Genomic DNA, 11,948 nt, shown 5'->3' on the forward strand with positions numbered 1-11,948 from the left:
TGTATAAAAAGATTTTAATATGATAAATATCAGCTGAATAACTAATAATTCATCTTATTTAAACTGTTAGACTTTTGTAAAAATTTAATAGGCTTTCAACAAGATCAATTAAATTCAGCTATTTTTATAATTATATGAAAGAACATTACTGGATCTTAGCGGGAATTGGTTTCACCACCCTTATCATGGCCTGGCTGCCTTCAATTTCAAAAAAAATAAAGGTTAGCGGTCCTATAATTTTACTACTCATTGGCTTTCTTTTAGTGGGATTAGGATTACCTATTGGATGGCCAGATCCCTTATGGGCAGATGAGGGACTCATGTATTTTTCTGAAATGATAGTGATTATTTCCCTAATGGGCGCTGGTTTAAAAATTGGAAATAATTATAGTTTTAAAGCCTGGAAAAGACCTTTGTTACTCGTATTTCTAACTATGCCCCTGTGTATGATTTCGGCATATTTCCTGGGACAAAATTTCCTATTTCTTAGTGTTCCTTCCTCTTTATTACTTGCGGCAGTACTTGCTCCTACCGATCCTGTTTTAGCCGCTGAAACTCAACTTGATGATCCCGAAAGAGAAAAAGAATATAAAGGCAAAATTAGATTTGCACTTACTGCAGAAGCCGGTTTAAACGACGGTCTCGCTTTTCCTTTCACTTATATGGCTGTATTGGTTGCACAAGCCGGAGGTTGGGCGGCTTTTGATTTTACCGATTGGATACTAGATAAGTTCTTTCTAAAAATAATTATTGGCACTTTAATAGGTTTTGCAATAGGACAGGCTATTGGGTTTATACTGGACAGGGTACATAAATACACGGGTATAAAAACATTTGACGGTTTTCTTGCACTCTCTCTTACCCTTTTTAGTTATGGCGCAGCAGAGCTCCTGCATGGGTATGGTTTTCTTGCTGTTTTCTTTACCGGTTTAAGCCTAAGACATTTTGAAAAAGTTAGCGGAGATTACAAGACAAAAATGCACGATTTTGTTCACGAAATAGAACGCATTTTACTCGTGGTTTGGATTATTCTTTTTGGTGGCTCCATTATGAATGGAATGTTAAGCCTTACCGATTGGCGTGGAATTGTATTCGCTTTTGCTTTTGTTTTAATTATTAGGCCCCTGGCAGGAATTATAAGTATGACGGGGATTAGAGACAGTTTTAAGAATAAACTTGCCATTAGTTTCCTGGGAATTAAGGGAATTGGCTCCGTATTTTATCTCGCCTGGGCTTTCGTTGAATTTGAAGGTTTTGAACATAAAAATGAACTCTATTCTATTACCGCATATATTATTCTAATTTCTATAGTGGTTCACGGTTTTACTGCTCCTTCAATTATTGAATATTTTAAACGAAAAACAGAACAAAACAAAAACGAATCAGGGGAAACTCCCAAGGAATAACTGAAGTAAATACGGAGTAATAAGCGCGGTGATAATCCCATTTACACACATAGCCAACCCACTGTAAACCCCGGCGAGTTTGCTCTCTTCAAAGGCCCGGGCGGTGCCAATTCCGTGGGCAGCTGTACCTAAAGCAGTACCAATAGCAATTTTGCTTTTTATTCCTAATTTCTTCAGAATAAATGGTCCAAAAGCGTTTCCAAAAATTCCCACGGCAATTACAAGTCCGGCGGTAATCTCTGGAATTCCATTGGTAAGTTTGGTGATCTCAATAGCAATTGGCGTAGTAACCGATTTTGCCGCCAACGATTCAATTATAAAATCAGGGACTTTTAAAAGTAGAAGAAAAATGATTACAGTTAAAACTCCGCTTATTCCACCAACGGCTACCGAAAGCAAGAACACTTTTAAATTCTGTTTTACCTCTTCATATTTTTCATAAAAAAACACACCAAGCGCCACTACCGATGGTCCCAGGAAGAAACTAATAAATTTTCCGCCGCGATTATAATCTTCAAAATCAATATTGAAAATCAACAGAAAACAAATAATAAAAACAATGGCTACCAAAACTGGAGTCAGTAGCGCGTAATTAAATTTTTTCTGAAGTTTACGTGCACCCGCAAAAGCGATTAGACTTATAAAAACACCAAATATTGGTAATTGAAAAAATTCTTGCATTATTTCCCGAATTTTTCAATAATTATTGCTGAAATATAAAGAGTGATTACGGTGCTGGCAATTACAGCTACTGAAATGGGTAACCAGTAATCGGCGATAATCTCAAAATACACCATTAAGCCAACCCCATAAGGAATAAAGAATAACACCAGGTATTTTATAAGCTTATCTGAGGCCGGTTTCACATTCTGAAGCTTTATGATTTTTAACCGTAAAGCCAGGAAAATAAGAAACATTCCCAGGATATTGCCGGCGATTGGGATTTCAAAAAAATAGGTGATTAACTCACCTAAAAGTAAAAATCCAAAAATATAAGCTAAAGCTTTGAGCATCTCTGGTTTATTGATACATATCTTTCAGGTCGACTTCGTGTAAGTCTACGAAGAATTCGCCAATCATATCGGTTGCTTTTTCAAAGAAAATCTTTCCTTTTTCAGCAGTTGCAGCTTTAGGATTTCCTACCCCTGTATCTTCGGTAACTTGAGTCCATTCCCGTTGTGCACTCGCCCAACCTTCTTTTAAAGCTTTAATCTTAAAAGTTTTGGCGCTGCCGTCTCCCGCTTCTTCTAAAGGTAAGACTAGCTCAGGCCGCAAATGCATAACAGCCGCGGTTTCCAATTCTCCGGCGTGATCACCAGGCTCTTCAAAATAAGGTTTTGCATCTGTAACCTGCCACCAGTTTACCGCACAGGCAAAGATATCTGGAAATTCAAGACTTAATTCCCTGATTAGTTGTTTAAAATTATTACCGCCGTGGGCGTTTAAAATCACCAGTTTATTGATATTATGTTTTTCTAAAACCTGCGCTAAATCTTTTAAAATAGCGTATTGGGTACTGGGATTAAGATTCATACATAATTTCACATCCATTTGGCCGGTATTAACTCCAAACGGAATGGTAGGTAGAACTACGGCTTTTGCATTTTTTTCCCAGGCTTTGTGGGCTGAGTTTATTGCAGCTTCTTCGGCAAGAATATTATCGGTAGCATACGGCAGATGATAATTATGTGCTTCGGTAGCTCCCCAGGGCAAAACAGCTATGCTAAAATCTTCGTTTTTAATATGTTTCCAATTGGTTTCGGCCAAAACGTAAGGCCTTATCTTTCTTTCCATAAACTTAATTTCATTTAAAATTAATAATTCTAAGCGATTCTGTAAGATTTAAAGGGCAGAAATTAAAACCTATCTTTGATTAAAATTAAAATCGATGCTGGATTTTGTAATTGTTGGCGGTGCACAGGCCGGACTTTCAATGGCTTATTACCTTAATAAAATGGGTAAGGATTATGTTGTGGTAGATAAGGAAAAGGAAGTTGGTGCTTCCTGGTTAAACCGTTGGGATTCCCTTAAACTTTTTACACCTTCAGAATTTAACAAGCTTCCGGGAATGGAGTTCCCTGCCGAAAAAGGTTATTACCCAACAAAAAAAGATGTTGCTGAATATTTTAAAAATTATGTAGCCGAATTTGATATTAAAATTAGGTTAAATACATTAATAGAGCATATTTCGCAAAGAGAAGATTATTTTATTCTGAAGCATCAAAACGGCGAGATACATTGTAAAAATGTAGTGATTGCTACAGGGCCGTTTCATATTCCATACACGCCATCTTTTTCTAAGAAAATATCAACAGCTATTTTCCAGATTCATAGTAATTATTATAAAAATCCCGGTCAATTACAAGAAGGTCCAGCAATGGTTGTAGGGGCAGGAGATTCGGGATTTCAAATCTTAGATGAAATCTCTCAAACTAACAGAACCACTTATTTTTCTGGCGCCACCAACGTTCGAGTACTTCCACAAGAAATTTTAGGAAAAACATTATGGTGGTGGTTCACAAAAATTGGTTTTCTAAGTTTTAGCCGAAATACCTGGCTAGGGAAAAAGTTGAGTGAGTCTAAGCAACCTATTATTGGGACCGATGTAAAAGGTATTCTAAAACGAGAGAACGTTATTCCTGTTGGAAAAACAAAAGATGCAAAAGGCGAAATTATAATTACTAAAAATCGAAGAATCGAAGGGCTAAAAAATATCGTCTGGGCCACCGGTTACCGACCAAATTTCAGTTGGATAGAAGGCCTGGAACTCTCTAAAGACGGCTACCCAAAACATAATCGCGGTATTAGTAATATTAAAGGACTATACTTTATAGGTCTTCCCTGGCTGCATACACGAGGCTCGGCAACTTTAGGTGGAATTAAAAAAGACGCGCAATATCTTGCTAATTATATTGAAGCTGAAGAAAAAACGCAAGCCTAAGAAAACCTCGTGAGGTTTCTTCTTAAATATTTTAACTATAATTTTTGCCTAAACACAACAATTAAGCTTGATCCCATAAAATTTCGGCATAAAAAAATCCATAAAAAAGATAAACTTTGGGTTTTGGGAATAAAAGGGGGCGCGAAGGGATTTGGATTCCTGACCCTCCCGATGTAAAATCGGGATGCTCTGAACTAACTGAGCTAACTTTCTGTAAAAATAAAAAAGATTTCCAAATTTTGGAAATCTTAAATTCTTGTGGGCGCGAAGGGATTCGAACCCCTGACCCCTTGGGTGTAAACCAAGTGCTCTGAACCAACTGAGCTACGCGCCCTAAATATCAATAAAACTAAAGCTTTCAATAAGCTAAAAAAAGGCTTCCTTTTATAGAAGCCTTTTTAATTCTGTGGGCGCGAAGGGATTCGAACCCCTGACCCCTTGGGTGTAAACCAAGTGCTCTGAACCAACTGAGCTACGCGCCCTATTCCTGAATGCGGATGCAAATATAGATTAGTTTTTAATCTACACCAAGAAAAATTTCAAAAAAATTAAATTATTTCTGCAACGGTAAAAGTGCTTCCTCCAACAAACACCAGATCTTCATCTAAGGCCGTTCCCAGCGCAGCTTCGTAGGCTTCTGAAACCGAATCAAATAAGCTTCCTTCCAGCCCAAATTTAGCAGCTTTTTGTTGCAATATTTCAGTTTCCAATCCTCGAGGAACATCAGGTTTTGAAAAATAATAAATCGCCGATGTAGGAAATAATGGAAGAATTTTATCTAAATCTTTATCGTTTACCACACCCAATACAATATGTAAGCGTTGAAACTTTTCTTTTTTAAGCTGTTTAAAAACCAGGCTTAAACCTTCGGTATTATGTGCAGTATCACAAATCACTTTTGGTTTTTCCTTTAATATATCCCAACGCCCCTGCAAGGAAGTATGCAATTTCACACTATTAAGTCCGTTTCTTAGACCATCTTCGGGAATTTCCCAGCCTTTTTTACGTAATACTTTTACCGCTCCCAGTACACTTTTTATATTCTTGTTTTGATAATCGCCCTTAAGATCAGTATGATATTTATCGAATTTTAAATCTTCAGCAAAATAAATTTCTGAGTGATGTTGCTTAGCCTTTTCAGTAAAAATATCTGTAGTTTCTTTTTGTTTTTCACCAATAACTACAGGAATATTATCTTTTATAATTCCGGCTTTTTCTGAAGCAATTTTGGCTAAGGTGTCTCCCAGGAACGCAGTATGATCTAAGCCTATATTAGTGATTACCGAGACTTCAGGAGTAATTATATTAGTAGAATCTAAACGACCACCCAGGCCTACTTCAATTACAGCAATATCTACCTTTTCCCTTGCAAAATGATCAAATGCCATCCCTACGGTCATTTCAAAAAAGGAAAGTTCATTTTCAGTTAAAAAATCTCTGTTCTCATTGATGAATCCAACAACATTTTTCTTCGGAATAAATTTTCCGTTTACCTTAATGCGCTCTCTAAAATCTTTTAAATGCGGAGATGTGTATAAACCCACTTTATAGCCAGATTCCTGTAAAACCGAAGCTAACATATGGCTTGTAGAACCTTTCCCGTTAGTTCCTGCAATATGAACCGATTGAAATTTTTGATGAGGATTGCCTAAATGTTTGGCAAGTTTAATGGTGCGGGAAAGATCTTTCTTAAATGCCTGTGCTCCTACTCTTTGATACATAGGCAACTGCTGAAACATCCATTCAACAGTTTTGGTATATGCTTCCACTTATTCAGAAAGTTTGAAGTTATAAATAATTGTGCCCACCTGGCGCGAAGGTGCGTTGTTATCGCTATTAAAGCGAGTAGCCATTGCAGCTCTTCTTGCAGGATCTGTAAGACAGGACGCACTGTTAGTTGTCCCTTTTACACCCGGCGTGGCATTAATAACCTGCCCGTTTTGGTTAACTTCTATACGCACTACCACTATCCCGGATTCATTACAATCCTGTACAAATTTTTCTTTATTTATTGCCCGTCTTCCACCTAAGCGATAATTACCATCACCATCCAGGCCAGAGCCACTACCATAATAGGAACTCGCGTTAGGATCACCATCTGGATCGCCTTTATCGCCGGCCTGATTATCGTTACCTTCTCCACCACTTTCGGTTCCCGATCTTTCGGGACCGTTTAAAATACTACTCATAGCATCGGTAGTAGATTGGTCTGGTTTGGGTTCTGGCTTTTTAGCCGGTGGTTGTTCTACAGGCTTTTCCGGTTTCTTCTCAACTACTGGCTTTGGCTTTTGTTTTTCCTGAATTACCGGAGCTTCTTCAATTTGCTGTGTCACCACTTCTTCTTCCACAACCGGTTCTGGCTGCGTTTGAGTTTCAGGAACGGTAGTTTGCTGAGGAGCAGATTGTACCGGCTCGGTAGGTTGCTCTTCTCCTGAACCAACTTCAGAAGTTCCAAAATTTATAGCAATACCACTCTCTGGTGGGGGATCTAAATATTTAAAGCCTAACAGAAATAGCAATGCAATTAACAGCACGTGTAAGATAACCGTGATGGTAAAAGATTTTTTTTCGTGTTTGGTTTCTAACATGATTAGATTTATTCGGGTTTAACCGCCAGAACGATTTTATAACTATTTCGGTTTGCGATATCCATAACATTTACTGCCTTTTCTATTGGCACACCTTCTTCTGCTCTTAAAATAATGGTTGGCTTTTCTTCGCCTGCCAGTTTGGTTTTTAAAGTACTTTCTAATGCCGACTGTGAAATACGTTCATCATCTACATAGAACTGAAGGTCTTTAGTGATGCTTACCGCTACATTTTGAACACTGGTTGTTTTTCCTTTAGCCTTTGGAAGTATTAGGTCTAAGGCTTCTGGAGTAATTACCGGCGAGGTGAGCATAAAAAAGATCAACAACAGGAATACAATATCTGTCATTGAGCTCATACTGAACTCGGGGCTTACTTTATTTCTTCCTCTTAAATTCATATTAAGCGGGCTCGTTTAACAGGTCAAGGAAATCTACTGCGGTAGCTTCCATTTGGTGTACAACTTTATCGGTTTTCACCACTAAGTGGTTATAACCTATATAAGCGATAATACCCACAATAAGTCCGGCAACGGTTGTGGTCATCGCGGTATAAATACCCTCAGCGAGTGCTCCCATTTGTGCCTGTCCACTACTTGTTGCCAATTCATGAAATGCAATTACCATACCTATAACTGTTCCAAGGAAACCAATCATTGGAGCTGCACCTGCAATAGTAGCCAAAATACTTACATTCTTCTCCAGTTTGTAAACTTCTAAGCGACCTGCATTTTCTATGGCGGTATTAATATCTTCTAACGGACTTCCAATTCGGGAAATTCCTTTTTCGGTTAACCTGGCCACTGGAGAATCACTTTGTGCACAGCGCATTTTAGCCGATTCTATATTTCCGTTTAAAACGTTATCCTTTATTTGAAGCATAAAATTTTTATCTACCTGACTGGCCGACTTTATCGCAAACAGCCTCTCGAAGTAAATATAAACTGCCGCAAACAACAGGATAAAAAGAATAAGGATGATGATTTGGCCTCCAAGGCCTCCACTAAGCATTAAATCGAATAAAGACAGGGTTTTTTCTTCCACTACCGGTTCTGCCTCCTGGGCGGCTTCGGCAACGCCGTCCTGCTGAAAAAAGTATAGCATAGGTTTCTATTAGGGTTTTTAATGTAACGTGATAAACCAGATTTAATTGTAATCCAAATTTAGTAAAATAATCAGCAGTGCAAACCGCTTTGTCTCAAATGGCAGTTTTTTATTTTTTAAAGCGCATTTTAAATGATTTTATTCATAAAAAAATCCCGCTCAAAAGCGGGATCTTCAGAAATAATCTCAATCAACTAAAATTACAAGATTAATCAAAAACTTATACCAATTGCTTCAGCGCTACTTCAAAAGCTGTTTTGCTGATATTGGTTTTACTACTATTGTTATCGTAAGTATTCTGTATGGCATTTTTAATGGTCATAGAAGTATCATTAAAAATAGACTCATCTGTCATTTGTACTCTTCTTTCCATAAAATAAGCGAAAACTCTCGCCATTCCACAGTTTGCAATAAAATCAGGGATTAAGCTGACTTTCTCGTCGGTAGATTCCATAATCGAACCGAAGAAAATTTCTTTATCAGCAAAAGGAACGTTGGCTCCACTTGTAATTACCTCTAACTTTCTTTCTATCAAATTATTAATTTGATCCTGGGTAATTAATCGGGAAGCGGCACAAGGTGCAAAGATCTCCGCATCAAGCTCCCAAATCTTTTCATTAATTTCTTCAAAAGGAATTAAATTATCGTGTTTAATTGTATTCCCTTCCTTGTTAAGAAAAAGCTCTTTAATTTCTTCAAAAGTAAATCCGTCTTCGTTAATTAAACCGCCAACGCGATCTATTATTCCAACAATCTTAACACCCATTTGCGAAAGGTAATAAGCTGCGGCAGAACCAACATTTCCAAAGCCCTGAACAATTGCCTTTTTCTCGGTTACATCGCCACCATAAATATCGTAATAATGTTTAACCGATTCGGCTACGCCGTAACCGGTAATCATATCGGCAACCGTATATTTACGGGTAACATCTGGTGAAAATCGAGTGTTTTCTAAAACTTTAATAACTCCCTGGCGTAACTGGCCAATTCTATTAATTTTATCGGCTTCACTGGGTTTAAAGTGCCCGTTGAAAACACCTTCCTGCGGATGCCATACACCACAATCTTCAGTAATTGGAATTACTTCATTTATTTCATCTACATTTAGATCGCCACCGGTACCATAGTAACTCTTCAACAATGGAGAAACCGCTTTATACCAACGCTCTAAAACGCCTTTTTTTCGAGGATCATTAGGATCGAAATTTATACCCGATTTAGCGCCACCAATTGGAGGTCCGGAAACGGTGAATTTCACTTCCATAGTTTTGGCTAGTGAAAGCACTTCATTTTGATCTAATCCTACACGCATTCTTGTACCTCCACCGGCAGCACCACCGCGTAGAGAATTTATTACCGCCCAACCTTCGGCTTCGGTTTCAGAATCTTTCCAGTTGAAAACGATTTCGGGTTCTTTATTTTCGTATAATTTTAATAATTCCTTCATTTATACTCTAATTTTTCGCAAATATATAAACTAAGTAGTATATTTTTAATTTTTCAGCAAAAAGTTTAGATCTCATAAATTACTCCGGAAGAATGGTCTTTTTTAGCCCCGGTGACCGATTTTAATACATTTACCTCATCCCGAAGCTTTAAAACGCCAAGCAATCCAAAAATTAAAGCTTCTTTATAATTAATAATTTCATCTGAAGGAATCGTGAAATGACATTTAGACTCATTTTTTAAAAGCCTGATTAAAAAATTATTAAAAGTCCCACCGCCGGTCATAAAAACTTTTGAATTGGGATCGTTATCCAGGGTTTTTGCAATTTGCTTAGCCACGTGAACAGTATAAGTATGAAGAATATCCTGGAGGTTTTCTTCGTGTTTTTCCAAAACAGGGAAAACTTCAGACTTCACCCATTCTATTCCTAAGGATTTTGGTGGTTTTTGCGCATAAAATGCAAGCTTATTAAGCTTCTTAAGCAAGTCCTCATTCAAATTGCCAGCCGCCGCCAGTTTTCCACCTTCGTCAAATTCTTTTCCTAATTTTTGAGCGTAATAATTCAAAACGGTATTTACGGCACAAATATCATAAGCCAAACGTTCCCCACTTTTGTCGGTAGAAATATTTGCGAATCCGCCTAAATTCAAACAATATTTATAATCTGAAAAAAGCAATTGATCGCCAATTGGCACTAACGGAGCACCCTGCCCGCCAAACTCTACATCCTGAACTCTAAAATCGCAAATTACGGTTTGTCCAGATAGGTAAGCGATTTCTGGTAAATTCCCAATTTGCAAGGTGTAATTATTTTCAGGCTCATGTTTAATGGTATGCCCGTGGCTACAAACCGCATCAATATCTTTAATGTGATGATTTTCAATAAACCGGGAAATAATTCCGGCGAGAAAATTCGTGTATTTTTTGTTAAGCTCTTCTAAGCGTTCTTCAGAATAATTAATAGCGGCCGCTAAAGTTTCCTGCCAATTTAACGGGTAAGGAATGGTTTCAGCCTTCAAAATCTTATAACTCCAGGAGTTTTTAAAATCGAAATTCACATAGACCAAATCGATGCCATCTAAGGATGTCCCCGACATTACACCAATAACTTTATAATTTGCTTTTTTCATATTCGTAAAATTAATTAAACTAAATTGAAAATTACATACCAAAACTTTATCTTTGGCTACCAAAATTAGATTTTCCTAAATTAAAATAATAATATGGATTTCAAACTTACAGAAGAACATATAATGATTCGCGATGCCGCGCGTGATTTTGCCAAAAACGAATTATTGCCCGGTGTGATAGAGAGAGACGAGAAACAGGAGTTTCCCGCAGAGCAGGTGAAAAAGATGGGAGAGCTTGGTTTTCTTGGCATGATGGCTTCTCCAGAATTTGGCGGCGGCGGTATGGATACCATTTCATACATTCTTGCCATGGAAGAAATTTCGAAAATAGATGCTTCTGCTTCTGTAGTGATGTCGGTTAATAATTCTTTGGTTTGCTGGGGCCTTGATACCTACGGAAACCAGGAGCAAAAAGAAAAATATCTTTCTAAATTAACCACCGGCGAAAAACTTGGAGCCTTTTGTTTATCTGAACCCGAAGCCGGAAGTGACGCAACTTCACAACGAACTACAGCAATAGATAAAGGAGACCATTATTTATTGAACGGAACAAAAAACTGGATCACCAATGGAAATTCAGCCGACTATTATATTGTAATTGCACAAACCGATCGTGAGAAAAAACATAAAGGGATTAATGCTTTTATAGTAGAAAAAGGAGTTGAAGGTTTTGAAATTGGACCCAAAGAACAAAAAATGGGAATTCGCGGAAGCGATACGCATTCATTAAATTTTAATGATGTAAAAGTTCCAAAAGAGAATAGAATTGGCGAAGATGGATTCGGATTTAAATTCGCTATGAAAACACTTTCTGGTGGTAGAATTGGGATTGCAGCCCAGGCTTTAGGTATTGCTTCAGGCGCCTACGAGTTGGCTTTAGATTATTCTAAACAACGAAAAGCATTTGGTACCGAAATTTGTAATCACCAGGCAATTGCTTTTAAACTAGCCGATATGTATACTTCAATTGAAGCATCAAGACACCTTGTAATGAAGGCTGCCTGGGATAAAGACCAGGGCAATAATTACGACCTTACCGGTGCTATGGCTAAAGTTTATGCTTCAAAAACCGCAATGGATGTTTCTACTGAAGCTGTACAGGTACACGGCGGTAACGGCTATGTAAAAGAATACCACGTAGAGCGCTTAATGCGCGATGCAAAAATTACCCAGATATACGAAGGAACTTCAGAAATTCAAAAAATTGTAATTTCAAGGGCTATCCTTAAAGATTAATTTTCTTGTTAATTATTGAATTTAAGTCCGGTTTTTCTAAAATCGGACTTTTTTTATGGACTAAGACTACCTGCTATGTTTATAGAATCAATAATA

12 protein-coding genes and 2 tRNA genes are annotated in these 11,948 nt (G+C 37.6%); 3 read left to right on the plus strand and 11 right to left on the minus strand.

The window, feature by feature from the left end; genetic code table 11:
* Positions 1–134 precede the first annotated feature (134 nt).
* Positions 135–1,406 (plus strand): cation:proton antiporter, encoded by a 1,272-nt coding sequence (locus BM084_RS07080; protein WP_093303909.1) that lies wholly within the window; start codon positions 135–137, stop codon positions 1,404–1,406.
* On the opposite strand, the gene BM084_RS07085 is transcribed toward BM084_RS07080, so the two are convergent.
* From BM084_RS07085 to BM084_RS07095, 3 genes are read right to left on the minus strand one after another with little or no spacing between them, the layout of a single operon-like run.
* The gene (locus tag BM084_RS07085; RefSeq protein WP_093303911.1) at positions 1,383–2,087 is read right to left on the minus strand and encodes an LrgB family protein; all 705 of its coding nucleotides are present in this window, start codon (positions 2,085–2,087) and stop codon (positions 1,383–1,385) included. The genes BM084_RS07080 and BM084_RS07085 overlap by 24 nt on opposite strands.
* A complete protein-coding gene (locus BM084_RS07090; RefSeq protein WP_075325911.1) occupies positions 2,087–2,419 on the minus strand; it encodes a CidA/LrgA family protein in 333 nt (110 codons plus the stop codon). The genes BM084_RS07085 and BM084_RS07090 overlap by 1 nt, the downstream gene beginning before the upstream one ends.
* A 7-nt stretch (positions 2,420–2,426) precedes the next feature.
* Positions 2,427–3,200, minus strand: a complete 774-nt coding sequence (locus BM084_RS07095; RefSeq protein WP_075325910.1) for a creatininase family protein — start codon at positions 3,198–3,200, stop codon at positions 2,427–2,429.
* 94 nt (positions 3,201–3,294) lie between these two features.
* Between BM084_RS07095 and BM084_RS07100 the strand changes: the two genes are divergently transcribed.
* Positions 3,295–4,347, plus strand: coding sequence for a flavin-containing monooxygenase (locus tag BM084_RS07100; RefSeq protein ID WP_093303914.1), 1,053 nt, complete (start codon positions 3,295–3,297; stop codon positions 4,345–4,347).
* Positions 4,348–4,606: 259 nt separating this feature from the next.
* On the opposite strand, the gene BM084_RS07105 is transcribed toward BM084_RS07100, so the two are convergent.
* The 8 genes from BM084_RS07105 to BM084_RS07140 all read right to left on the minus strand — a co-directional run bounded on the left by BM084_RS07105 (position 4,607) and on the right by BM084_RS07140 (position 10,616).
* Positions 4,607–4,681 (minus strand) — tRNA-Val (locus tag BM084_RS07105).
* A 73-nt stretch (positions 4,682–4,754) separates the two neighbouring features.
* A tRNA-Val gene (locus tag BM084_RS07110) sits at positions 4,755–4,829 on the minus strand.
* A gap of 66 nt (positions 4,830–4,895) precedes the next feature.
* Entirely contained in the window at positions 4,896–6,116 is a 1,221-nt protein-coding gene (locus tag BM084_RS07115) for a bifunctional folylpolyglutamate synthase/dihydrofolate synthase (protein ID WP_245764354.1), read from the minus strand.
* Positions 6,117–6,935 (minus strand): energy transducer TonB, encoded by an 819-nt coding sequence (locus BM084_RS07120; protein ID WP_075325908.1) that lies wholly within the window; start codon positions 6,933–6,935, stop codon positions 6,117–6,119.
* 8 nt (positions 6,936–6,943) lie between these two features.
* Positions 6,944–7,336 (minus strand): ExbD/TolR family protein, encoded by a 393-nt coding sequence (locus BM084_RS07125; RefSeq protein WP_075325907.1) that lies wholly within the window; start codon positions 7,334–7,336, stop codon positions 6,944–6,946.
* 1 nt (position 7,337) lies between these two features.
* Positions 7,338–8,039, minus strand: coding sequence for a MotA/TolQ/ExbB proton channel family protein (locus tag BM084_RS07130; RefSeq protein ID WP_057482149.1), 702 nt, complete (start codon positions 8,037–8,039; stop codon positions 7,338–7,340).
* 220 nt (positions 8,040–8,259) lie between these two features.
* Complete coding sequence (locus tag BM084_RS07135; protein WP_075325905.1) at positions 8,260–9,486, minus strand: Glu/Leu/Phe/Val dehydrogenase dimerization domain-containing protein; 1,227 nt, start codon at positions 9,484–9,486, stop codon at positions 8,260–8,262.
* 65 nt (positions 9,487–9,551) lie between these two features.
* The gene (locus BM084_RS07140; protein ID WP_075327914.1) at positions 9,552–10,616 is read right to left on the minus strand and encodes an anhydro-N-acetylmuramic acid kinase; all 1,065 of its coding nucleotides are present in this window, start codon (positions 10,614–10,616) and stop codon (positions 9,552–9,554) included.
* Positions 10,617–10,709: 93 nt separating this feature from the next.
* On the opposite strand from BM084_RS07140, the gene BM084_RS07145 reads away from it, so the two are divergent.
* The gene (locus BM084_RS07145; RefSeq protein ID WP_075325904.1) at positions 10,710–11,852 is read left to right on the plus strand and encodes an acyl-CoA dehydrogenase; all 1,143 of its coding nucleotides are present in this window, start codon (positions 10,710–10,712) and stop codon (positions 11,850–11,852) included.
* Positions 11,853–11,948 lie beyond the last annotated feature (96 nt).

The sequence above is a fragment of the Salegentibacter agarivorans genome, from assembly GCF_900113135.1.
Taxonomy (GTDB): domain Bacteria; phylum Bacteroidota; class Bacteroidia; order Flavobacteriales; family Flavobacteriaceae; genus Salegentibacter; species Salegentibacter agarivorans.